The sequence below is a fragment of the Aliiglaciecola sp. genome (assembly GCF_039982535.1).
Lineage (GTDB): Bacteria > Pseudomonadota > Gammaproteobacteria > Enterobacterales > Alteromonadaceae > Aliiglaciecola.
Genome location: NZ_JBDWYG010000022.1, coordinates 1 through 25,279, shown reverse-complemented (window position 1 = coordinate 25,279; position 25,279 = coordinate 1). Strand labels below are relative to the sequence as shown.

General features: G+C 41.7%; 18 protein-coding genes, 1 tRNA gene and 1 pseudogene. 9 read left to right on the top strand and 11 right to left on the bottom strand.

All coding sequences use genetic code 11. The features are described 5' to 3' along the window. Positions 1-12: 12 nt before the first annotated feature. Genes ABJV04_RS04790 through gloB form a run of 3 tightly spaced genes read right to left on the bottom strand, consistent with a single transcriptional unit; the run spans position 13 to position 3,632 of the window. Entirely contained in the window at positions 13-1,068 is a 1,056-nt protein-coding gene (locus ABJV04_RS04790) for an ion transporter (protein WP_348490165.1), read from the bottom strand. Positions 1,069-1,102: 34 nt separating this feature from the next. Then, complete coding sequence (locus ABJV04_RS04785) at positions 1,103-2,794, bottom strand: LysM peptidoglycan-binding domain-containing protein (RefSeq protein ID WP_348490166.1); 1,692 nt, start codon at positions 2,792-2,794, stop codon at positions 1,103-1,105. Between the two features lie 43 nt (positions 2,795-2,837). Then, positions 2,838-3,632, bottom strand: coding sequence for a hydroxyacylglutathione hydrolase (gene gloB / locus ABJV04_RS04780; RefSeq protein WP_348490164.1), 795 nt, complete (start codon positions 3,630-3,632; stop codon positions 2,838-2,840). Between the two features lie 76 nt (positions 3,633-3,708). On the opposite strand from gloB, the gene ABJV04_RS04775 reads away from it, so the two are divergent. Beyond that, positions 3,709-4,488 (top strand): methyltransferase domain-containing protein, encoded by a 780-nt coding sequence (locus ABJV04_RS04775; protein ID WP_348490163.1) that lies wholly within the window; start codon positions 3,709-3,711, stop codon positions 4,486-4,488. Positions 4,489-4,584: 96 nt separating this feature from the next. Here the strand turns inward: ABJV04_RS04775 and metG are convergent, their stop codons facing one another. Further along, the gene (metG, locus tag ABJV04_RS04770; protein WP_348490162.1) at positions 4,585-6,633 is read right to left on the bottom strand and encodes a methionine--tRNA ligase; all 2,049 of its coding nucleotides are present in this window, start codon (positions 6,631-6,633) and stop codon (positions 4,585-4,587) included. A gap of 117 nt (positions 6,634-6,750) precedes the next feature. Here metG and apbC point away from each other — a divergent pair, with 117 nt between their 5' ends. Both apbC and dcd read left to right on the top strand, forming a co-directional pair. Continuing rightward, entirely contained in the window at positions 6,751-7,812 is a 1,062-nt protein-coding gene (apbC, locus tag ABJV04_RS04765; RefSeq protein WP_348490161.1) for an iron-sulfur cluster carrier protein ApbC, read from the top strand. A gap of 89 nt (positions 7,813-7,901) precedes the next feature. Then, on the top strand, positions 7,902-8,492 hold the full coding sequence (dcd, locus tag ABJV04_RS04760; RefSeq protein WP_348490160.1) for a dCTP deaminase: 591 nt from the start codon (positions 7,902-7,904) through the stop codon (positions 8,490-8,492). A 27-nt stretch (positions 8,493-8,519) separates the two neighbouring features. Here the strand turns inward: dcd and ABJV04_RS04755 are convergent, their stop codons facing one another. Together ABJV04_RS04755 and ABJV04_RS04750 are read right to left on the bottom strand one after the other, a co-directional pair. Further along, positions 8,520-9,533, bottom strand: coding sequence for an AraC family transcriptional regulator ligand-binding domain-containing protein (locus tag ABJV04_RS04755; protein ID WP_348490159.1), 1,014 nt, complete (start codon positions 9,531-9,533; stop codon positions 8,520-8,522). Beyond that, positions 9,526-10,509 carry a diguanylate cyclase gene (locus tag ABJV04_RS04750; RefSeq protein WP_348490158.1) on the bottom strand — a complete coding sequence of 328 codons (984 nt, stop codon included), beginning with the start codon at positions 10,507-10,509 and terminating at the stop codon, positions 9,526-9,528. The genes ABJV04_RS04755 and ABJV04_RS04750 overlap by 8 nt, the downstream gene beginning before the upstream one ends. 319 nt (positions 10,510-10,828) lie before the next feature. Here ABJV04_RS04750 and ABJV04_RS04745 point away from each other — a divergent pair, with 319 nt between their 5' ends. From ABJV04_RS04745 to ABJV04_RS04735, 3 genes are all read left to right on the top strand, one after another. Then, a complete protein-coding gene (locus tag ABJV04_RS04745; protein ID WP_348490157.1) occupies positions 10,829-13,519 on the top strand; it encodes a TonB-dependent receptor in 2,691 nt (896 codons plus the stop codon). Positions 13,520-13,641: 122 nt separating this feature from the next. Beyond that, a complete protein-coding gene (locus ABJV04_RS04740; RefSeq protein WP_348490156.1) occupies positions 13,642-14,610 on the top strand; it encodes a tartrate-resistant acid phosphatase type 5 family protein in 969 nt (322 codons plus the stop codon). A gap of 2 nt (positions 14,611-14,612) precedes the next feature. Then, positions 14,613-16,574, top strand: a complete 1,962-nt coding sequence (locus ABJV04_RS04735) for a phytase (protein ID WP_348490155.1) — start codon at positions 14,613-14,615, stop codon at positions 16,572-16,574. 58 nt (positions 16,575-16,632) lie between these two features. Here the strand turns inward: ABJV04_RS04735 and ABJV04_RS04730 are convergent, their stop codons facing one another. Continuing rightward, entirely contained in the window at positions 16,633-17,319 is a 687-nt protein-coding gene (locus ABJV04_RS04730; RefSeq protein WP_348490154.1) for a hypothetical protein, read from the bottom strand. 269 nt (positions 17,320-17,588) lie between these two features. Between ABJV04_RS04730 and ABJV04_RS04725 the strand changes: the two genes are divergently transcribed. Next, a tRNA-Pro gene (locus tag ABJV04_RS04725) sits at positions 17,589-17,665 on the top strand. Between the two features lie 431 nt (positions 17,666-18,096). After that, on the top strand, positions 18,097-18,276 hold the full coding sequence (locus ABJV04_RS04720) for a helix-turn-helix domain-containing protein (RefSeq protein ID WP_348490153.1): 180 nt from the start codon (positions 18,097-18,099) through the stop codon (positions 18,274-18,276). A 144-nt stretch (positions 18,277-18,420) separates the two neighbouring features. On the opposite strand, the gene ABJV04_RS04715 is transcribed toward ABJV04_RS04720, so the two are convergent. From ABJV04_RS04715 to ABJV04_RS04700, 4 genes and pseudogenes are all read right to left on the bottom strand, one after another. Next, a complete protein-coding gene (locus ABJV04_RS04715) occupies positions 18,421-18,867 on the bottom strand; it encodes a hypothetical protein (RefSeq protein WP_348490152.1) in 447 nt (148 codons plus the stop codon). 181 nt (positions 18,868-19,048) lie between these two features. Then, positions 19,049-20,198: pseudogene (locus tag ABJV04_RS04710) on the bottom strand (IS3 family transposase). Between the two features lie 637 nt (positions 20,199-20,835). Continuing rightward, positions 20,836-21,795: an integron integrase gene (locus ABJV04_RS04705; protein ID WP_348490151.1), complete on the bottom strand. Its 960-nt coding sequence runs from the start codon at positions 21,793-21,795 to the stop codon at positions 20,836-20,838. Between the two features lie 1,592 nt (positions 21,796-23,387). Next, on the bottom strand, positions 23,388-24,542 hold the full coding sequence (locus tag ABJV04_RS04700; RefSeq protein ID WP_348490150.1) for an IS110 family transposase: 1,155 nt from the start codon (positions 24,540-24,542) through the stop codon (positions 23,388-23,390). 126 nt (positions 24,543-24,668) lie between these two features. Between ABJV04_RS04700 and ABJV04_RS04695 the strand changes: the two genes are divergently transcribed. Continuing rightward, positions 24,669-25,037, top strand: a complete 369-nt coding sequence (locus tag ABJV04_RS04695) for a hypothetical protein (RefSeq protein ID WP_348490149.1) — start codon at positions 24,669-24,671, stop codon at positions 25,035-25,037. Positions 25,038-25,279: the final 242 nt, after the last annotated feature.

The window sequence follows — 25,279 nt, the reverse complement described above, 5'->3', positions numbered from 1 at the left end:
TAAATCCCCTACCTACAATTTTGGGGGGGGGTGCGGGTCGGTTTGTTTGATCAAATCTGCGCTGGGGGAGGTTTTTTCTTCAAACTCTGACTTCCAACGCTGCTGTGAAACGTGATGTTTTATCAACTCGATACATTCATTGACCACGGCCAGCACTTCATCATCTAACGCTTCATCTTCACTTGAGAAACGACCAATTCCGTGTTTGACAAAATCGTCGATTTTTTCTGGGGTCATGTCTTTGAGCAGGTTCACTATAGACTGGGTGACAATATCTGTCACCGCTGACTCCAAGGTGCGTTCAATGGTTGAGCCAAGCACAGGTACTAACTTTAAGCTTGAAATTTGTGGGTTGCCGGTCACTGCTTTACCAACACTATTACTCACATGCTGTCTGACAGACTCACCATGATCATTGTGCTCAATAGATTCACCAATATGACTCATCACCGAGGCTGTCCATCGGGTTATTACCGGTAGCCTAGAGGCTAAGACATTTTGAGTGATATCTTCCACCAAAGGTGAGCCTGCGGCGATATCCTTTTGTGCATCGGACAGGACTTTTACAACAATGCGATCAGACAGTTCTTCTACAAATACATCGTAGTAGAATGCGATAAAGCGAAACAAGGCCGTACGTCTAAGGTCAATAATTTCATATTTATGCAGGCGATGCAAAATGGAGAATATCCGTAAGAATCGGAATATTCGCGCGGCCCCGAGGGGGATACAACCAATCAAATCATAGAAGTGGATGAACGGGAAAAAATACCATCTTAGATAGGTCTTTTTAACTACTGCCACTATCCAGCGCAAACAAAATTCGGTCAGGAAAACCGCAACAAACGCCAAATCGATTAACAAAAAGTTTTTGTGAATAGGCGCATAACCTGTCACTAAAGATTCAGACACATAAGCCAATGATTGTTTGACAATTTCGGTGCTGTAAAGGGAGTCAAAGATAATCCAAATAAGATTAATGAACAACAATCCCAGCATTACCAAGTCGAGTAAAAGCCATGGTCCTTCATGACTTTTATTCAGGTTGTTTCGATTAAACCCCAGCATCGTTCATTCCTTTTCACTTTCTCTCGTTAATCACTTAAGTGCGAGTCACGTCCACATAGACTTTTATTTTTTGCCCAGGCTGTAAATATTTACGCAGTTTATCTTGGTTCCATCGTTTTAGATCGCCCAAGTTAACCTTAAATTTATTCGCAATACGAGCCAATGAATCTCCTTTTCTAACGGTGTAGGTTAACGTGCGCATTACCGCATCTTTACGCTGAGACTCCGATGCCTGTTTCACCCAGATTACTAAATCTTTGCCGGGCATTAAGGGATCATTTGGTGCCATACCATTCCATTTGGCTAAGCTGCGCATATCAACTTTGTATTTGCGGCTGAGATCCCAAAAGGTATCACCGCTTTTTACTTTATGCTTTAAGGAATAGGTACCGCGAGGTTTAGACTGAGTCGTTGCTAGCCGCTGCTCCTGGGAAAGGGAGTAGGTGTCTAGAGATTTTAGTGATACGGGCACTAAAATATATTCTCCTACTCGGATCATATTCCCCTGCATATCATTCACCCCTTTAATGACATTGACGGTGGTGTGATACTGTTTAGCCAGTTTCAATAAACTGTCGCCGCTTTTGATTTTGTGGCGAACCCAGTTGAGGCGCTCATTTTCTTCAATTTTATTTAACGCCAGCTCAAATTTATCAACACTTTCAATGGGTAAAAGCAGTCTGTGAGGGCCATCAGGGTCTGTTGCCCAGCGGTTGAAGCCGGCATTTAACGAATGTAGCTCTTTGAGGGTTAAGCCTGCAAGATCCGCTGCCAGGGCAAGATCGATTTGTGTCTCAACATCAACTACCTTAACAAAAGGTTTATTTGGGATGGCTGTCCATACAATGTTGTTATCATCAGCATCTTTTAAAATACTGCTCAGGGCTAATAGTTTAGGCACATAAGCACGGGTTTCTTTGGGCAAATCTAATGACCAAAAATCCGTTGGTTTACCGGCTTTTTTATTGCGTCTAATGGCACTTCTTACTCTACCTTCACCTGAATTGTATGCGGCTAATGCATGTAACCAGTCACCATCAAACATATCATGCAAATAAGTGAGGTAGGCAATTGCTCCTTCAGTGGATGCCACCACGTCTCGTCTGCCGTCATACCACCAGGTTTGTTTCATGCCAAAACGCTTGCCCGTGCCTGGGATAAATTGCCACATGCCTGCAGCGCGTCCATGGGAGTAAGCGAAAGGGTCAAATGCGCTTTCTACTATGGGCAAAAAAACCAGCTCTAGGGGCATTTGATTTTTTTCTATTTGTTCAACAATGTAGTGCATAAAAGGTTTGGCACGGGTAGCAACACGTTGCATATAGTGAGGGTGTTTCAGGTACCAGTTTTTTTGCGCTTTTAAGCGGTCATTGTCGGGAATAGGAAAGGTTAATTGCTGTTTAATTCTCAGCCAAAGGTTCTCGGGGCTTTTAGATGAATCGTTATTATCCGCAATTTCATCCGCGGGTAACTCTACATAATTATCTGGCTCAACGGTTATTTCGACTATTTCCGTGGGGTGAGTGACCGGAATGGTGCCGTGGGAGGCAGAGGTACAATCAAAAAGTTCATCGGCTAAAGCATGTTTTTGTTCGCAGCTTTTTGATATTTGCTCGGCGATGAGTTGTTCTTGATGGGTTTGTTTTTCCGTTTCCCCATGGGATTCCGCCATAAACGTTTGGCAACCCGCTAATACCATTAACAATGAAAACGAAGTCATTTTCATTGCGGTTTTAAAAATTCCGGTTTGAGCGTTATCATTGGCTCCACTAAAAATTGTCTTTCCATTGCCTGACTGCGGCGAAAACCTCGGTTTCGTTGGATAACTTCTTGCCAACAAATTGTTCTGCATTATTTTTTATTTCATCCTGTTGCGCGCGTAAAAACGGATTGATCGCTTTTTGTTGTTCGATATTCGTCGGCAGGGTAGGTAATCCCTGCTTTCTTTGTTGTTTTGCCCAATCTGCATAGGCGTGTAAAGCACTGTTGTCAGGCTCTACATTTAGCGCAAAATCCACATTAACTAAAGTATACTCGTGGGTACAATAGACCTTAGTTTGTGCTGGGAGTTTCATTAATTTCCCCAAAGATTCATGCATTTGTTGTGGTGTTCCTTCAAACAGCCTTCCACAACCCGCTGAAAATAAGGTATCTCCACAAAACAGCATATTTTGGCCGTAAAATGCAATATGGTCTAGGGTATGGCCTGGTACCTCAAACACCGCTAATTCAAGATCCAAGAAATCGAGCACCACTGAGTCGCCATCTTGCAATCTTGTTGTTAAGCCTTGAATACTACCATACTCTGGTCCTAGCACGGGGATCTGTGGTGCGTATTTAACGAGGGATAATATTCCTCCGGTATGGTCACTGTGATGATGGGTGATTAAAATGCCTTTTAGGGTTAAACCTTCTGCTTGAATATAATCTATTACAGGCTTGGCATCACCAGGGTCAACCACCCAACAATTTACACCGTTATGAATACACCAAATATAATTATCGGTGAAAGCGGGAATTGGAAAAACTGAAAGCTTTGACTGAGTTTGTGTTGTTTGAGACATAATTACCTTGCTTGTGTCGCTTCGCTAGTGTTGTACTATAAGAAGTTGTTGGTAGCTGCGCAATTGTTTGGACAATATGAAGCCTGCTTTAATTTCTAAAAAACCGATTTACCCCACATCTTGGCAAGCTTTGCCGGTGGGTGAAGACATGAAACAGCATGTGCAAACTAGCATAGAGACAAGCAGTCGGCGCTTTTTTGGCTATCATTTAGTTAAATTAGGCTGTTTGAGCAGTCAAATCGATTTACCGGAATGTGCTATCAAACACATTGTTAACGTGGTTGATGATAAGTGTCTTGAGCAACATCAAAACCTCAAAGGGGGCAAGGTGATTGCCAAAAGCCATGAGTTGCCCTTTAGCGAAAATAGTATTGATGCTTATTTGTTAGCCCATGAATTAGATTTTTCAAAAGACCCCCATCAAATTTTAAGGGAAGTGGATAGAACCTTAATTCCCAATGGTCATGTTGTAATTGTTGGTTTTAATCCTTTTAGTTTAGCCGGCATTTTTCGCTATCTACCTTTAAAGTCGAATAAGGTGTTAAGAGAAGCCCGTTTTTTTAGCAGTATGCGCATAAATGACTGGTTACAATTACTCGGGTTCGAAACCATCGAACAACATCAACTGGTGTTTTCTAGTTTGTTGTTTAAACGTAAATCCCGGATTTTTTCCGCTATAGAATCCTTTTGTCGGCAGTATTTACCTATTTTTTCCAGTATTTACGTCATAGTGGCTAAAAAGCGTGTGGTTCCTCTGTCTTTAATTAAGCCGAAATGGAAACCTTCTCCGAAGTTTTCAACGGTGGGGGCAAGTGTACGGACATCAATGCAGAAAAATAGTGCGGATAGCCGTTAGAGCTTTGCCCACGGGCATTAGGTTATCTCTTCGGCCATAAAAAAAGGCGTTCATTATGAACGCCTTAAGATGATTATTTAACCCTAGTAGAACCGCTTATTTCACCTTCATACCAGGTTGTGCACCTTCATGGGGTTCCATAATCCACAGGTCTTTGCCACCAGGACCGGCCGCTAAAACCATGCCTTCCGACAAACCGAAACGCATTTTGCGAGGAGCTAAGTTGGCCACCATTACCGTTAACTTACCTTCCAACTCTTCAGGTTGATAAGCCGACTTGATACCCGCAAAGACTTGTTTAGTGTCACCGCCTAAGTCTAATTGAAGACGCAGTAATTTATCTGCCCCTTCCACGTGCTCGGCTTTGGCTATCTTAGCGATGCGCAGGTCGACTTTAGCAAAGTCGTCAAAGCTAATGGTTTCGCCAATGGGATCTTTATCCAATGGGCTGGCATCTGCCGATGCTTTAGGAGCAGGCGCTGGGGCTTTCTTAGGCTCAAGATTTTCTTTTGAGTCTTCAATAATTGCATTCACCTTGTCCATATCAACACGCTGCATCAAGGCTTTAAATTTATTGATTTGGTGTTTACCCAAGTCACGCTGTGCACTGTCCCAATCAAGGTTGTCGTTAAGGAAAGCTTCCGCTTGTTCTGCCAATTTTGGCAACACAGGTTTCAGATAAACCACCAAGATACGGAACAAGTTGATACCCAATGAACAAACGTCATGGGTGTATTGTTCTTTACCTTCTTCTTTGATGGTAACCCAAGGTGCTTGGGCATCAATGAATTGGTTGGCTTTGTCTGCTAGTGCCATAATTTCACGGATAGCACGGTTGTACTGACGCTTTTCATACATGTTGGCAATGTCATCAGAGGCTTGTTTAAATTGGGCAAGCAATTCAGGCTCAATAACATTATCCGATAAGGTAGCGTCAAAACGTTTGGTAATAAACCCAGCACAACGACTGGCGATATTAACGACTTTGCCGACTAAGTCAGAATTTACTTTTTGAGCAAAATCTTCCAGATTCAAATCAATATCTGTGACGCCATCACTCAATTTAGATGCGTAATAGTAACGAAGATATTCTGGGTTTAGATGATCTAGATAAGTACGACCTTTAATGAAGGTACCGCTAGATTTAGACATTTTCGCCCCATTTACGGTGACAAAACCGTGCACATTAACCCCAGTAGGCTTACGGTAGCCAGCGCCTTCTAGCATGGCTGGCCAGAACAAGCAGTGGAAGTAAGTGATGTCTTTACCAATAAAGTGATACAACTCAGCATCAGAGTCAGGGTTCCAAAAACTATCGAAATCAATATCATGTTGGTTACAGTAGTTTTTGAAACTTGCCATGTAACCCACTGGGGCATCTACCCAAACATAGAAGAATTTGTTCGGTGCACCAGGAATTTCAAACCCAAAATAAGGTGCATCGCGGCTGATATCCCACTGCTGCAAACCTTCGTCAAACCACTCTTTTAGTTTATTCGCTATCTCTTCTTGCAATGCACCACTAACAAGCCAATCTTTAAGCATGTTTTCAAATTTAGGCAAGTCAAAGAAGTAATGCTCTGAATCTTTCAAAATAGGCGTAGCACCAGAAACCACAGAGCGAGGGTTGATCACTTCGGTTGGGCTATACGTTGCGCTACAAACGTCACAACTATCGCCATTTTGATTTTCCGCTTTGCAAGACGGGCAAGTACCTTTGATGAAACGGTCTGGCAAGAACATGTTCTTTTCCGGATCATACAACTGACTAATGGTACGTTTGCTAATATAACCGGATTTATCTAAGCGATTATAAATCTCTTCGCAAAGCTCTTTGTTTTCATCCGAATGGGTAACATAGTAGTTATCGTATTCAATATGAAAATCTAATAAGTCTTGATGATGTTCCGCACGGGTCTGCGCTACCATTTGCTCAGGGGTAATTCCTAACTCCTGGGCTTTTAGCATAACAGGTGTACCATGTGCATCATCGGCACAAACACTGTAGCATTGGTGGCCTCGCATTCGTTGATAACGTGTCCATATATCAGTTTGAATGTGTTCCAGTAAGTGGCCTAAATGGATAGAACCATTGGCATAAGGTAAGGCACTGGTGACGAGTATTTTACGTGGCTGATTTGGCATGTTTGATTACGAGTCTTGATTAGTTGAAAAAAGGACGCAAATGGTAACGAAAATGCAGCCTTAATGCATTAGCAAAACGACAGAAATTCAGATAAATTGCATCAAAAGGAGTCACCTTTGTCGAATATCATCTTTAATCAAGCTCAGATACAGCAAATTTGTCAGCTCATTGGCCAAATGTTGAGCTTGTCTGAAACGCAAACCTCGGATTGTCTGACCCAAACAGCGCAGAATCTGCAATTTTGTTTCCCCTTTGTCTGTGAACAAGATTTTCCAGTGATATTGGACGGTATCGATGAATTGGGGTTAGATGCCAGTAAGGTGATCTTAAGCTGTGAAATCGCCGCGAAAAAAACCAAAGTCAATCGCCTCAATAAGATCAAAAACATTATTGCCATAGCATCAGGTAAAGGCGGGGTGGGCAAGTCGACCACCGCGGTCAATTTAGCTTTTGCATTACAGGCACAAGGTGCGAAAGTCGGGATTTTGGATGCAGATATTTATGGTCCCTCGGTGCCCATTATGTTGGGCAATCCTAATGCAAAACCCCAAAGCGAAGACAATAAACACATGATCCCTTTAAGTTGTCAGGGGGTGGTGGCAAATTCCATTGGTTATTTAGTGCCGAATGAAGATGCCGCTGTGTGGCGTGGGCCCATGGCCAGTAAAGCGCTACAGCAAATTCTTAACGAAACTCTATGGCCTGAATTAGATTATTTGATTGTGGATATGCCACCAGGAACGGGGGATATTCAATTAACCATGGCGCAAATGGTACCTTTAACGGCTGCGGTAGTGGTGACAACACCTCAGGATATCGCCTTGGCCGATGCCACAAAGGGCATTGCCATGTTTAACAAAGTGAATATTCCGGTGTTGGGGGTGGTGGAAAACATGAGCTATTTCCAATGCCGTAAATGCGGTAATAAAGAGTTTGTGTTCGCCAGTGGTGGTGGGCAAACCTTAGCGAAAGAGCAAAGCTTAGAATTACTCGCCCAGCTACCCTTAGATATTCAAATTCGCGAGCATGCCGACCAAGGTACGCCGTTAATTATTGCCCAGCCAGATAGCGAACTGGCACAAGGATATTTGCATGCAGCGAAAAAAATGTCACAACAACTTGCCTACAGCAAAACCTTAAATACTGATGATTCCATTCCAATTGTTGAAAAACATTGAACAAGGACACATTGGCGATCATAATGTGCGCGAATTGAGCTTTAAACCAAACACCGCAGGTTGCGCGGTACACTTACAGAGAATATTTTATGCGCTTATGTGATAAAGATATCTTTCAATACATACAAGAAGGCAAAATTTCGATTTCTCCTGAACCTGATTATTCTGAAATCAGTGGTGTAACCGTGGATATCCGACTTGGCAATAAGTTTCGAGTTTTCGAAGATCATACCGCTCCTTTTATCGATCTTAGTGGCCCTAAAGCAGAAGTTCAAGAAGCTATGAATACGGTGATGAGCGACGAAATTGTTGTTCCCGATGACAAATCCTTTTTCCTTCACCCAGGGGAATTAGCCTTAGCCGTCACCCATGAATCTGTCACCTTACCAGCGAATATAGTTGGTTGGTTAGATGGACGTTCGTCATTGGCTCGTTTGGGCTTGATGGTACACGTTACCGCCCACCGCATCGATCCAGGCTGGTCGGGAAATATTGTTTTAGAGTTTTTTAATAGCGGTAAACTACCTCTGGCGTTAAAACCTAAGATGAAAATTGGTGCTATCAGTTTTGAAGTCTTGTCTGATTACGCTGAAAAACCCTATAGCAGTCGTGCTGATGCAAAATATCGTAATCAAGATGGGGCCATTGCCAGCCGAATCAGCGCTGACGATAAATCCTGAAAACCTATCTAGTTAGGTTTAACTCACTCAGTTGTGGATTGTCATTCTAAGCTGACTTGGGGTTAATCCCGTCCAACGTTTGACCGAACGGCGGAAATTCGGAATATCACTAAATTGCATCAAGTGCGCGGTTTCTTCGTTGCTCAGTTGCTGCATTTGTAGCAGATAAATGGCTTGCTGTTTTCCCACCTCATCATGAATTTGCTGAAAGTGATAGCCATGCTGTTTCAGTTTGCGTTTAAAAGTGGCCGGGCTCATGGAAAACTGCTCAGCAACGTTTTGTAAGCCATATTCAGCATGTTTGCCTAGTGTCCAGCGCACAGCTTCCACGAACCCTTTTTTAGGCATCAATGCTTGTTTACACTGGCGCAATGCATGATGTTTTAATCTGTCACTGGGGTTTAGCCCAAAAGTATCCAACCACTTTTTTTGCAAACGAATGCTCATGGTGGGTTGTGAAAAATTCAACCTATGGCCTAAATGAACTTCGTATTCTTGAATATATTTGGGTCTGGGGAATGGAAAGTTAAACTCAAATGGAATGCGTTGACCTAAAATCAATTTCACCGATGACACTAAGGCGGTGCAATACAACTCCGCAATAAACTTAAATTGCTCCTGAGAACCTATGGCGTCGGTGATTAATACATAATGGTGTTGCTGACTCGAGTAATGCTTTAAATCTAAAAAAGGACAAATCTGACTGCGATTGCTTGCCAGTATTCTAAATCCATCGGTTAAATTACGTGTGTGCATTAACGCGTTGGAAATTGCTCCATAGCTGCCAGGAAATAAGCGTTTACCCAATAAAAATGTGCAATCGTGGCCTGGTGTTAAAGACTCGGCATTTTTCATTAACTGCAGTAGTTGCTGGCAACTGAGGGTTTTATCAGAAACAAGATCTTCGTCAAATATGCCGGTTCCTCGCAATAATTTGTGTTTATTCACGCCTCGTGAACGACAGAAATCCAAAATACTGGCCGCCAGTTGGTAGGCTGGGATCACTTTATCATCAATGCTATAAAAATCGCTTTCAGCCATGGCTATTTCCATCATGCTTTAAACCATTGGGGCCATTGGCAGAACTGCTTAAGGTGTACTGATGAATAGGCTGTTTTGTCCGTTGTTTAAACTTTTCTAATCGGCGGCTCACACGGTGCAATAAGTTTTCAGTTGCATCCCCTGAGATGGCTGTCTCTACTGCAAAGCTCAGTTGGTGGTAAACAGATTCCGCTGACGGCGAGGGTTTAAAGGCGATGTTGGCAATGGCGGTTTTGATTTGTCCTGCGATTTTTTCTGCGGTGGCTAAATCGGTATTCGGAAACAACAAAATAAAGCGGTCTCCGGCATAGCGGCAGGCCAAGTCTGTGGCCCGCAAATTCATCAGAATTAAGTCTGACAGTTCACGAAGCAATCGATCTCCTTGATCGTGGCCAAACTGGCGGTTAAAACCATCAAAATCGTCGATATCTAACATGACTACAGAAAATTCTGGGGGCTGATTGTTGTTTAGCGCCGAGTCGATTTGGGTGCGCATGTATTCAGCACTATACAAGGCAGTAATGAAGTCAACTTGATGGTGCTCTCGTAACGCCGACTCTCGTTTTTGCAATTGTTTATTTAAAACCAATTGTTCTTTATGCCATTGATATAAGGCGTAGCTCATAATCAACATGCCTAAAGCAGCTGGGATTGATTCAATCATGCTCAGTACAGAAGCGGCATTATGATAAGACATGACTTCATCGACTAAATCCAAATTGGCAGAAAACAAAAAACAGCTTAATCCCAACACCAATGCTGAGGTCACTCTGCCGGGAGGGCGACTAACCAACAGGAAAAAAATCCAAAGCAACGACAACAGAGCTACGCTGCCTTCGCCAATAATATCTAGCCATGAAATCTCTGCTATGGTTTTGGCTTCACCTAAACCAATGCTCAAAGATAAAGAAAGCGCCAAAGATGCACAGGTGACGGAAAATAATCGTTGATGATGGGCTAACAAAGAAAGGTTCATGACAATACTCGTATGCTGCTGTTGATTTTAATGCTGACATAGTTTCAGCGCAGCTAGGGGGTCATATTGGCTCATGAAAATGACAATATAATGAAACTGCTAACAAATATGAGGAAAAGATTTTAAACAATCCTATAAACAATGGGGCATAGATGGGAGGTCAAATAAGCTCAAAGAGCTTGATTATGCTGTCTAAATGGTTGATTTAAGCGGGGGATCGCGACAAGTATTCGCTTGCCTGTCATAAAAATGTCATTGCTGCTAATTAGGTTGTCTCGCCAACAAACCCAAACCTTAGATTGCAACCAGAGACGTTATAATGAAAATGATTAAATCCACTTTAGCCATGGCGTGCTTCGCAGCACTTACCAGTCAATCTGTGCTAGCTGATGAAGGCGGAATTCAAGGGTTACTTACGGATAAAAGCCAAACTAAGTTAATTCAAGGTGCTGAAGTTAATATTAAAGAGCTTGGGCAAAGCACCATTTCCAGACGAGATGGAAGTTTTCGTTTTGCTAATTTGCCTGAAGGTAACTACACCTTAGTGGTGAAATACCTAGGTACGCCAACCATCGAAGTGCCGGTAGTGATTAGCGGTGGAAAAATCCTACAGCAAGATATTCCCATAGGAGCGCCAGTCAAAGAGTTGGAAAATGTGATCGTTTATGGTCAGCGAGCAGGGCAGGCCAGTGCGATTAATTTGCAACGGGTTGCCGATAGTATTAAATCCATTGTATCGGCAGATGCCATCGGCCAATTCCCCGATCAGAATGCCGCGGAAGCATTACAGCGGTTACCGGGTTTATCCATTGAGCGAGACCAAGGCGAAGGACGCTTTGTTGGTATCCGTGGTATTGATCCAAACCTTAATAATGTCACCATCAATGGTGTAAACGTGCCATCACCTGAGGGTGGCGTGCGTTCTGTGGCATTAGATGTGATCCCTTCGGAGTTGATCCAAGGCTTGGAGGTATCAAAATCCGTTACCTCAGACATGGATGCAGACGCCATTGGCGGTTCAATTGAAGTGAAAAGTTTAAGTGCATTTGACCGTCAAGGCACCAGTGCTAGTGTGAATGTGCAGGCTAGTCAAAATCAGTTACGAGATGAAATTAGTCCAAAAATATCTGGTAGTGTGACCAATGTATTTGATGACGTCTTTGGGGTAGCGGCAGCATTGTCATACGCCAAACGTGACTTCGGCTCTGACAATATTGAATCTAATGGTGATGATGAAATAGAACAACGTTATTACAGTATTTCACGAGAGCGCATAGGCGCAGCTGTGAACTTAGATTTTCGCCCCGATTTTAACAATCGTTATTATTTACGCACCCTATACAGTAGCTTTGCCGATGATGAATATCGCATGGCTAACACCTTTACCTTCGATGGTGAAGACTCGGAAGTTGAACGCGGAAGTAAAGATCGTGAAGAAACCCAGACTATCTTATCCATCTCCGCAGGTGGCGAACATCACATAGAGGATTGGTTGGTTGAATATCAGATGGGGTATTCAAAAGCCGATGAGGATGATCCAAAAGCCCTATATTACACCTTCGTGGGTGAAAATATGGCAATTGACTCTGATATGCAGGGGCAGATCCCTCAGATCACCCAAGATGCTGGGGCGATGGATTTAGGAAACTATGAATTAGATGAAGTGAGTTTGGAAAAGAGTCTTGCAGAAGATACTGAAACCATGCTCAAAGCGGATTTTACCCGCCTATTCGACTTGCAAGATGGCTCATTTGAGTTGAAGTTTGGGGCAAAATATCGCGCCCGTGAAAAAAACACTACTGCTAACATTTTCATTTATGACGGCGATTTTGATGACATCGATCCCTCAATGTTCGCAATTGATCAGCCTGATTGGGGCTTAGGTGACTTTGGTCCCGGCTTAGACCGCTCAGGTTTACGCCAATACTTTAACCAGAACGCTGAGAGTTTCGAACTGGCCGAACTTGATTCCGAAGTTGAATCTAACGGAGCGTCTTATGTGAGCAATGAAGATATTTTTGCAGCTTACATTATGGGCCGATACGAGTGGCAAAAATTGACTGTCGTAGCGGGTGTTCGTTATGAGGATACAGATTTTGATACCTCTGGTATGCGAGTGGAGCTAATTGAAAACGAGCAGACCGATGTAGAAGAGGTAGTGAATACACCTTGGCAGAGTGAGAGAAGTTATGATCACTTGTTGCCAAGTTTGAATCTGCGTTATGAGTTTACTGATAAACTGATTGCCCGTGCAGCCTTCACACAAACACTTTCACGTCCTAAATTCGAGGATGCAGCAGCGTTTCAAATTATTGAATCAAAAACCGAAGAAGATGATGGTGAGTTTATCACCGAGCGTGAAGCAGAAGTGGGTAATCCTGAGCTGAATCCATTTGAGTCGGATAACTTTGATTTAACCTTAGAATACTATCCTGGGGATATTGGCGTGCTTTCGGCAGGGTATTTTTATAAAAATATCGATAATTTTGTTATCACTGCCGATGTTGCAGACTTGCCAGAATGGGATGGTTTTGACGAGGTGATGCAACCTATCAATGGTGAATCGGCTAAGGTTAGCGGCCTGGAATTATCTTGGGTAAAAGCCTTCGATAATGGGCTGTTGTTATCTGCCAATGGAACCTTTTCAAGCTCAGATGCTACCACCTTGTTAGACGGTGAGCGTTTTGAAACATCATTGCCTAATCAATCAGACAAAATTGGTAACGTCACTGTAGGTTACGAAAGTAATTCAATGAGTTTACGCTTAACCATGACTTACAAGAGTGAAAATTTAGAGGAAATTGATGGCGATTTGATCCGCATGGAAGACGATCACCAGCAACTCGATTTTACCAGTAAGTATTTTATTAAACAGAACATGTATCTGTACTTCAACGCAATCAATATCACCGACGAAGGTTTTTATAATTACTTCGACCAGCGCAGTGTCAACGCTCAGTATGAAGAGTACGGTCGCACCTTTGAACTTGGATTTAGTTGGATGTTATAGCGCTACATAATAGCAACGGAACTTAGGGTATACGAGGTGAGTTTATCGTCCTCGTTTATCCTAAAGGCCATTGCTATTGGTTATTTTGTCTCTTTTTAGTTTTCCCACAATCTGGAATAACAATGTTAGTTAGATTTGTAATATTAACAGTCTTAGCGTTAAGTTCGATGAGTACCTTTAGTCAGCAGGTGCATGATCACGACTTTTATAACACGCACAAGGTTCAAGACTTAGAAACTCCGCCTAATAGCTTGAGCTTTTTGGTATTAGGTGACTGGGGCCGCAATGGCCACTATCAGCAAAAACCTGTGGCTCGAATGATGGATATTGTCATGCAGCAACTCGACGGTGAGTTTATTGCAACAACGGGTGACAACTTTTATTCAAATGGCATCGCCTCGGTGGACGACCCCTATTGGCAAACCTCGTTTGAACAAATATATGATGGTCCTAATTTATTTGAAGATTGGTATCCCACATTGGGAAATCACGATTACCGAGGTAATTGGCAAGCGCAAATCGATTATTCTAAACACAGTCGTCGCTGGGAGTTTCCAGCACCTTACTATGCAAAAACCTTTCAGGTGGGTGATAACAGCGAAATATTAATGTTGTTTATCGATACCAATCCACTTAACCCAGAATACAAAAATAGGCCTAAGTACGCCGAAACTCAAAAGCAAGATGCTGAAAAGCAAGTAAACTGGATTAAACAGCATTTAGCCAACTCTAAGGCTAAGTGGAAAATTGTAATTGGACATCATCCGTTGTACTCCAGTGGCAAACGTTATGGCAAAACCGCTGGAATACAGCAGGTATTAGAACCAATTTTCGAACAATACGAGGTAGATGCGTACTTTGCAGGCCACGAACATGATCTGCAACATAACCGTCCTGCAGGCAAACAAGTAGAGCATTTTGTGTCTGGTGCAGGTTCAGAATTGCGCGAGGTGCAGCAGCGAGAATTTACCCAATATGCGGTCAGCGAAGCCGGTTTTTTAACGGTCTCGGTTGCTGATGACACTATGTTAGTACAATTTGTTAGCGCCTCTGGGCAGCGTCTTTATCACTATAGTATGGGCAAAAAATGAATATGAAATCACTTTACTTATGGATTGCGGTATCTGCTGTTCTCAGTGCCTGTCAAACCGAAAATGCTGTGCAGTCGAGCAATGTTGCGGCACAACAACAACAAACAGAAATTAATCAAACCCGTCCACTATTAGCCCCTGAAAGTAGCCTAGTGGCAGGTAAATCAGCCCTGCCTATTATGCATAATGGCGAGCAATATTGGCTGCTCACCAGTGAGGCGCAAGGCATCCTATTGGTTGATGGCCAAGGACAAACTCTTAGCTCCTTTGCCGGTAACATGGAAATGCTCGATTGGCGGAACAACATCCAAATAGGCAATAAAACCCTTGGGCTGATCACAACTAACGACAATAATAATCAACAAATATTGGTATTAGGACTGGATTGGCAGAGCAAACAATTGTCGTTACTGTCGAGCCTTTCACATCCAGAAGGGCAGGTGGAAGCACTCTGCTGGTATCAAATGCCCCAAGGACATTTGTCAGTATTTATTGCCGATGCGCAAGGTAAGGTAGAACAACGTATTGTGGTTGATGGCAAAACTCAGAGCCTGGTTGATGTGCCTGTCCATGAATTTATCGGTACTCTGGAGACCAAAAATTGTGGGGTTGATGACGATGCGGGCATTCTATATTTAGTCGAAGAGAATATTGGCTTATGGCAATATCCTGCTGATCCTGAAGCTGAACTCGTCCGTGACTTGGTCGCTGCGGTCAAACCTTTTGGTCAGTTGGAAGGGGAAATTACCCATGTTGACGTGCTAGATAATGGCGATGTGTTGCTTAGCACTCCAGAGCAACAAGGTGTATGGCATATCCATGGACAAGATCACAATAATACACGCTTTATACCGTTAAGCGGCACAGACAAACCAGAAACGATTAATGGGCTGCTGCAATCTTCATCACTGCTTTTAGGTATTTTTGATGATGAACACAGCGTCTATTCACAAGTAAAAGTGCAGGTACCAGTCTCCAAGCCAAAAACGCCTGAGCCTGAATTTGCCAGTGTAGTGCCATTTGCACAAACCCAACCTATGGAAGTCTTTGGGGATGCTGCCGATGATCCGGCAATTTGGATAAATACATCAACTCCAGCGCAAAGCCGTATCTTAGGCACCAATAAAAAGCAGGGCATGATGCTCTACGATCTGCAAGGCAACTTACTACAAGAACTGAATGTTGGCCGAGTTAACAATGTGGATGTCCGTTACGGTTTTACACAAGGTGGCCGTACCTTTGATTTGGCCGCTGCCAGCAACCGTTCAACTAATAGTATCACCCTGTTCTCATTGCAGCAGGATAGCGGTGAAATGGCGTTTTTGTCAGATATCCCAACGGATTTAGCGGACGTTTATGGCCTTTGCATGTACCAACAAGACAATGAATATCATGTTTTTGTGAATGACACCGACGGGCGTTTTCAACAATATGTATTAATCCCTAATAATGATGGGGTTAAAGGTAAATTAATTCGTGAGTTCCAGGTGCCAAGCCAACCAGAAGGTTGCGTAGCCGATGATGAAAATCAGCAATTGTACTTTGGTGAGGAATCAACGGGGATTTGGCAAGTTAGTGCAGCGCCAAGCAAAGCAGCTCCAAGACTCATTGCTACCACCTCCAGCACTTTTGTTGCTGATGTAGAGGGCATGGGCATATATGTCATGGACGATAAGCGCTATTTAGTGGCTTCGAGTCAAGGAAACAACAGCTTTGGTGTCTTCGCGTTAGACGAAAATGCCCGTTATTTAGGTAGCTTTCACATTGATATGGATTTCGCAGCAGGACTAGATGGCGTTTCCGAAACCGATGGTTTGGAGCTCACGTCTATCAGTTTAGGTTCCAAGCTGCCAGATGGTTTATTGGTGGTTCAAGATGGACGAAACCGCCTACCCATTGCACCTCAGAACTTTAAGCTGGTGGATGGAAAGTTAATCAAACAGCTTTTAAGGCAATGGTTATAAATACGAAAAAAAGCCCCGTTAAATCGGGGCTGTTAGAATTTAGTCAAAGTAATTTTGATTAGTGTTTTTTTAGTTGGAGTCGACCTAACATAAGTAACCCTAAGGCAAAAATTGCAATTAAAGAGGGTTCTGGAATATCGTCAGGGTCGGGGTCAACAATATCTGCTTCACCGGCAACGCCAATGGTAAAACCGTGCCAAACTTCAGTTAGGTGTGTAAAACTAATTGAGGTATGGCTTCCTGCAGCAAGTATAACACCATGTAATTCGCCACTAGCGGTAAACCCGTCACCACTGCTATTCATAGTAGCGGTGCCGTTACCCCAGTAGCCAGAGCCTGTGCTTTCAAACTCAATTGGTGTGCTAAATAACGCATCCTGCCCATTCCAACTATTAATTGCGATATACACGTTTTCAATTGCAGAACTGAAAGAAATGGTAACTTCGCCTGCACTACCTAAAGCAATGAGTTCTGCAGCGGAAGGGGCATTATCAATACCACCATTGGTATATGCATCGCCGCTCCAATAATCCGTGCCTACCCCCGTGGTTTGGGTAAAATAATGATTACTACTACTTGTATAAGATACATCAATAATAGTGCCGCCAATATCTAATTGCCCAGTAGCCGAAGATGGAGAGTCTTCACTGAGCCAATCGGTCCAATACACCGGATAACTGTATGCGTTTAAGCTAAAAAGGAAAAAAAGCAAAGTTGTACTAAATACCCGAGTGATTGATTTCATTGATTGTCCTTTAATTTTATAAAATTACGCAGGTGTACAAAAAATAAGCATAAATACTGCCAAGTTACTAACTATTTGTTTTTAAATTATTTGTTAGTTTTAATGAGGTATTAGTTTTTATTAATGTTAAATAATCCGACACTTTTTCTATAATGCTTCCTTAAAATGCTAAATGAATAGAAAACTGGTTAATCTATCAACAATTAACGATAGCAATCGATATTTGCCGTTGCAAAGTGTCGAAAAATAAGTAAACTGCGCAGCTCGGTCGGTGTGTAGCGCAGCTTGGTAGCGCACTGTCATGGGGTGTCAGGGGTCGGAGGTTCAAATCCTCTCACACCGACCAATTAATTCCACGCCCTTGTCGTTAGTATCCACTAACATTTGAAAGTCAAACCTTTATGAAGGTGCCAAAAAGAGACCATTGGGATTGGTTAGTTTGAAGTACGCGCTATATTAGTGGGATCAAACCAATTTTATTTCGGTGTATACTTTTTAACAGCTTATTTTTATTATCTCTCGGAAAGATTCAATTCGCCCTTTTTTGATTCCAGTTTTCTGGATCTCTTACATTTTAACAATGCTACTTCCTTACCACTTCTTTTATTATGATAAATTTTATAAGTTGAAAGTGCTTCACCTAGATGAACTCTATGCGGCTTTGTTTCATACGTATTTTTACGAAGAATTAAATTTTTTACCTACTTTGTTGGATATTTCTGAACATAGGATAAAATATTTTTTGTCAATGAAGACAAATATAAAAAGGAAGTGAAAATGGATTTGGTTTCAGCAAATGAATTAATAAAAACTCTTGGGGTAACGGACGGAACGATTAGAAGATACGTAGAAAAAGGGGCTTTGCCACCGCCGATTAGAGTCGGGGTTAAACGATATTGGACAAAGTCTGACCTTACTGAATTCTTTGAATCACGGCGAGAAAAACTGCTAGGTTAATTGATTTAGGTTTAATGGGCGGTATTGGAGAGCTATCTAGATGCTTTATCGCCTACACACACTCTTTCCAGCATGGTGAACTGCACGCGTATGGTTACAATAACCTCTTACAACCTAATATTCTGTATTAATGAGTGAGTGCGACTACGGTACAGCAGCACCTCTTATTTTCAATAATAGCCTTTGTATTTGACGCGTCTCTTCATCCGACAATGAGCAAAATACGTTTTGACAGGCTTCAGAATACGTTTGTGGTATCTCATTTGTTGTTTCAATGCCAAGCTGTGTAAGCACTATCAATTTTTCTCTCTTACTTTCCTTACTTTTCAATTTGTTAATAAAGCCTTTGTTTTCCAACGAAATCATCAAACGAGTTATTTGATAGTCGCTCATACCACTTAACGAAGTTACAAACTTTTGTGGAACTCCTTTTTCACGTGCGGCAGCAATATTTGCCAGCACATGCAGTACTTCAAATTCTGGCTTAGTGATATTTAGTTTTTTAATGAACGGTTGTAGTTCATTTTCTAAGGCGTTAAGGATTGCTCGAAAATAGACTGGCATTAAATTGTGTATAAATTTATTTTTCATTTTGATAATGAGAGCGCCGCAGTTAGTTTAAAGTTACAAAGCTTGCAAATGCAAGTATTATCATTATGGTATATTTACCGATAGGTTGCGAAAAAATAAGAATTGGATTTACTTACTCGTAAGTTGGGGGTAACTATTCTCATTAACCTAAATAATGCAAATAGTGTTCTGCACAACTAATTCAGGACACTTTTCTTAAGGAACTTTGTTCATACTCTACTGGTGATAAATCACCGTTAGCAGTACGAAGCCGTTCTAAATTGTAATAGCGCATATTCGCCATCACATCACTTTTCATATTCTCACGAGTTGGCTGAGGGACTTTCAACAACCAATCATGTTTTAAGCTGCCGAAGAAGCGTTCGACAACAGCATTATCCCAACACGCACCAACATCCCCCATACTGGCTCTAACGCCGTAACTCCATAATAATCTCCGATATTGTTTACTGGTGTATTGTGACCTTCTGTCTGAGTGAAACATTAAGTCTTTCGGTGGCTGGCGTAAGTTATAAGCTTTTATCATCGCTTTACTTACTAAGTCCGTAGTCATTCGTTTATCAATATGCCAACCAACAATACGGCGGGAATATAAATCCATGACGATAGCTAGGTACATCCAGCCTTCGCCAGTTCTTAAATAAGTCACGTCACCCGCCCATACCTGATTAGGAGCAATAGGATTAAAGCTTTGATTCAATAAATTATCAGCAACAGCATCACTGTGTTTACGTCTGGTTGTTACCTTGTATGCCACTCGTTGCGTCACAACTAAGCCAAGCTTAGACATTAATTTCTGAACGCCATAATCACTGACTTTAAAGCCCTCTCCACAGCACCGTTTTCATAACTATCGGTAACCTAAGCTATTTCGGCTTCTCTCGAATATAACCTTGGCTTTTCGGTACAAATTAAGCTGCTCTGCTGTAATGAGCTTTGCTGGGCGTTTCAGCCAAGCATAATAAGCGCTTCGGCTGACATTCATCATGTTGCAGAGTGTGGCCACAGGAAATACTGAAGAGAGATGCTTAATGGTTTTAAACGTTACTTGGTTTCCTTTAGCAGGAGGGTGCTGGCCTTTTTTTATATCTCTTTTTCCATCCTTAGTTCTTTATTTTCCTTGCGCAGCTTTAGCAGCTCAGCATATCATCAGTATTTAGACTAGCTCCCATTTGCTCTGCTTCAAACTTGGCTTTCCAGTTATAAAGTAACTTATCCGTGATACCCAAAGACGCTGTTGCCTTTGGAACGCTATAACCTTGCTCAGTTACTAATGCCACAGCTTCTTGTTTAAACTCTGCTGCGTAACTTCTATTTGTTCGTTTAGTCATTTTGACACCTCAATAAATGGATTTTATCCTTTATTGAAGCGTCCGGCTAATTCAACCACAACAAAGTAGATATCTATACAGAGACGGACAACGGAGTAACGGACGGTGCCGTTGATAGTATTTTAACTGAATGTCCCATTACAATTTTTTTGACTAAATGGTTATTAGAGCGAACGCAACCCAGCAATCTAGTTCATGATCTTGTCCCTGTAATAGAATATCCAGTTCCATTTTTTTGTTCCTATTATATGGCATGGCGTCGTAATGCCACGGTGTGGTTATTTAATAATCGTAGTGAAGCTCATTTCCTTTCTTTACTCCCAAATATGTACATTGAATCACTATATTATCTTAAGAATACGAAGCCGGTTTCGGTTGAGCTTGAAACAGCAATAGAACAGAGGTTGAGGAATGAACATTTAGGGTGTTAAGTATTTAAGTCTCGGTAATTGGCCTTTAAAAAACAGCCTAACGTTGCTTCAATTCGCTTGATGCACTGGTTCAAGTTTTGAAATTTGAATGGCGGCTGTGTGCCATTTGCAGTCGTTGAGCATAAGTTCTCTGACTGTCAGCTTTGAGCCTAAAAGCGGTCGGTCGTAGAGTGTGGCTGAAGCGGAGTGCAACAACTTTTGATATTTCATCTCGCATCCATCGGACTTATTGCTCCAGATTTATGCTTACCTAAAACGTGAGTGTAAATTTGCGTGGTTTTTACATCATCATGCCCTAGTAATTCTTGCACGACTCTGATGTCATGCCCTGTTTCAAGTAATCGCGTCGCGAAACTATGGCGAAAGGTATGTGATGTAACCCGTTTTAAAATACCAGCTTCTTGCACTGCTTTCTTTAAGGCCTTTCGAAACCCTGTTTGGTGGAGGTGATGAAGGCATACATAGCCATCGTAAGGGTGAACACATCGTGTAGTTGACGGAAATATATATTGCCAAGATAAGTTAGTCGCAGCTTTCCCGTATTTCCGAATTAGGGCAGGTGGAAGTGATGACAGCCCATACCCTTCATCAATGTCCTTTTGATGAATACACTCCACTTTTTGAATTTGTTTCCTAATCTGGGGTTTAGCCAATTCTGGAAACATGGTTATACGGTCTTTTTGGCCTTTTGAACGAAAAATAAAAATAGTGTTTCGTTCAAAATCAAAATCCTTTACACGCAGCTTCAGTACTTCAGATATACGAAATCCCGCGCCATACATTAATGTCCCAATAGTGTGATGAACCCCTGTTAATTTATCGATAACGGCAAACGCATCATTATGACTTAATACTTCAGGTACACGGACAGGAGTCTTAGCAAATTTAAAGGACATATTAGTCAAGTCCATTTTAAGCACATGACGATACATAAAAATCACGGCACACAAGGCTTGATTTTGAGTGGTTGGCGAGACTTTTAACGCTATAGCAAGATGTGATAAAAACTGTTCAACCTCTAATTCACCCATATCTTTAGGATGACGCTTACCGTTGAAATAGATAAATCGCCTAATCCAATGAAGGTAAGCCTTTTCAGTTCTTATGCTATACCTTTTGGTCCGTAAAATAATTCGAATAGATTCTATAAAAGGTGACTTTGACATAATATTACCCTCTGCAAATAAGGCTGTATTTATATACAGGTATAATGCATATTTTTAATTATTGCCAAGATTGCTTCCTATTATGTAAATTCTTCAAGTCTCACTTTGCTTTTCATAAAATCGATAAGTTATTAATTTAACTATGGAAAATATTCTTCACATAGTTTTTAATAGGAAGCGTAAAAGTCGCGTTAAAGTCAGGTCTCCTTTTGCTTTTTGGATCTCTTATTATTTTGAGGGAATGAAGGCAGGAAATACTTAATTAAATCAAAAGGTAAGAGCCTTAATTGACAACAATTAAAAACAAAACGAGCAATTGCATATACGACATGCTCGATAATAAGCGTTATGTTTTTCAGGAGAGCATGTGTACTTAGGTGATTGGGATAAAGCAATAATAAGGAGCTTGCTGACATCTAGTTTACTATTGCCAACGATCTTTCTCATCCGCGATGATAACTTGCTAAGTTCCGAAATCCCCGGACTACTAGTAACTTTCTCGCTTTATATTGGAGTTTTCTTACTGGTATCTATCGTGGGTTAGTTAATTATCGGGTTCCCAATTCACTGGCTGGCTTGCAAGTACCAAAAAACAAACTATTTGTTTTACCTGATTTTACCAGTTACCTTTTTACTGGTAAGTGGCACTACTAACGGCCCTTGGATGCTTGGCGTTATTGCTTCGGTTCAGGCTTTAATATTTCGGTATGTTGTTTTTAAAAACAAAACATAACAAAAAAATCAAGTCACTCACTGCGTTCGCTGAGACGCATACATGCGGGGCGGCTTCGCCATTATGCCCTACATGCCTGCGCCCCTTATTTAAAAGTTATGTTTTAGGAGGGTAATTGAGTATTCTAAAAGGATTTTGCTACTTGAATATTCTCGCGTTGATTTTGCTTATTATCGACCAGGTCTCATTGGCAATAAAATTTGGAGGAAGGCTGAGCTACACCCATATCTTGCTCGCTGTTACAGGAATTATTGTTATTGGGTTAATACTTAGGTCAAAAGTCGTTTCGTTCAAACTGAGGAATTCTGTTGTAGTGTGGACAATGCTTTTTGTAAGCTATCAGGTTTACTTGCAATCGGTCTTTTTCTTTGGTTTTAACATCAAGTTCTTAGCGATTTCAGGCGTTCTTGCTTTGCTGTTTTTTTCTCCTCCAGTCATATTCTCCGTATTGAGGGCAAGGAATGAAACATAACAAGTCAATTATGATCACCCAACAAGTTGGGTTGGGACGCACAAAAAGCGTGCGCCCCTTACTAAAGCGTTGGTATGACTCCCTTTGTCAATAAAAACCGAGTGTCTTCCTGACATTTTTTCGGTCCATAATTAGTTTATTCGTGCACTTAAATAAATTGAGCTAACGCACCGGATGAGGCAGTAATGTCGTCGGTTGTCTTGCTGGTATCCGTAGGTTAATTATTCAGTGAATAAGCAGAGCTGACCTTACTCGTTCCGCCGTAACACCTTCTCATCAGTCTATGCTCGTGGATCAATAACGGTTAAGTTACTGCCATCATAACGCCCTCGTAGGTTGTGTCACATTCCGCGGCCTGATCCGAATGCGTTAACTCAAAGCTTTTAATCATGCGGGTACTCGACTTAATCTTAGTTTGTGGTCGACAGGAGTGAGTACCACTTCTTTGGCGATAGCCCAAATGTAGGCTGCCATTTCTCGGGCAATCGCAGTAATGATTAAATTGTAATGTTTGCCTTTTTTATTCATACGTTGATAGCGTTTACACAATCTCAGTTGTGCTTTCCACGCAATATCAACAATATCTTTGGGTAAGCCTTCTTGTCGCAGTTGAATATCCGTCGAGATATTGGCTGGGTATCGATAACTGTGAGCGCCTTCAATGAGTAACCGCCTTGCTCGACCATTACCGCATTTGGTAATGGCCCCTAAATGTCGTTTGCCGCCTGAAGAATGTTCACTGGGAACCAGACCGAGATAAGCCATGAGTTTTCTTGGGTGGTCAAAACGGTGCAAATCGCCTAGCTCAGCCACCACACCCACAGCGACTAACAACCGGACACCTCGCATTGCTTGCAGTGCTTTTACGACAGGGTAATATCGCCATTGAAATACATGGTGGGTTAACTCATTGTCGAGTCGTTCTAAGCGACGTATTCGTTCTTCAATGGTTTGCAGTTGTTCTTGCAAAACGATGTGCTGAGCTGGGTGGGACAGTATCAGCTCGGTTAACCAACGCAAATGCTTTTTCGACCAATTGGCTGTGCCTGCGTAGCGAATATTGTTGCGTAGTAGTAATGCCTTAAGTTGGTATTTAGCTTCTTTTAAGTCTTTCATCGCCGCTTCACGAGCGCGAGATAAATCACGAACAGCTTCATCTTCTGGCTCTGGGACATAGATAGGTGTGAGGTCTTCTGACTTGAGTAACTTGACAAGTTTGAGAGCATCACGTCTGTCCGTTTTAATCCGTTCCCCCGGCTTTTTAGGAATGAGAGAAGGGGCAACGACATAACAACAATGCCCTAAACTGGTAATCAATCTGTAAATCCAATAGCCACAAGGTCCTGCTTCATAGACAACATGTAATGTTGCACCTGGGTATTTAGATTCAAACTGGCGGATAAGCTTTTTGATACTGACTTTAGAAGATGGAATACGACCATAGCGAATAGGTACGGCCCCTCTTTGTTCTTCGCAATAAGCCACTTCGTTAAATTCTTTGTGAGTATCCAATGCTAAAAAAATTATGCTATGTTTGTTCATGCTAGCCTCCAAATGATTTAGTCTTTAGCAAACTAATTATGGCACTGGCTTTTAGCTAACCCACGAAAATGCGGAGGCTAGCATTATCAAAGGGAGTCATTGTGTCTATAAGCTACCGAGGTTTAGGTGAAATACATTAGTCTTTTTGTTTTAATTTCTCTAATTAGCTTTTCTGCCCAGTCTATTGAGGAAAAGCAATATCGAATTGAGACACTTGAAAAACAAGAGGTTGTGTTAAATGAAATCGTATTTCTATATCAACTGGGAAAAATCAGAAAAGTCGCTTTTAACGAAAGTAGTTTTGAGACAATAAAAAAAATAGACGAAATTATCTTACTAATCATCAGTGATAATTTAATTTATCAACCAGAATTAAATAAAGAGTATGCAGATCAAGTAATCGAATTTCTTCAAAGTGCCAAGTATCATAAGTTTACTTGGTCTGTTAGCTCTCATGAAAAATTAGTTAACGCATTGAAAGACGTTGAAAGGTAGCATATAACAATCGCATTAAATTGACGCCTAACAGTTGGCTGGCGCTCATTCTTCGCTAAGTTTAGCCAACTGCTATTCGCAATTTATGCGGGCGTTAGGTTTAGAAGTTACCCAAAAGAAGTAGACATCTCTTATAGTTAGATTAGAGGTGATTTATGGAACGTAAAAAGAAAGCTCAACCTTACACCGAGGCCTTTCGTAAAGAAGCGGTTAGACGTGCAGATCTCCCTGGAAATTCAAAT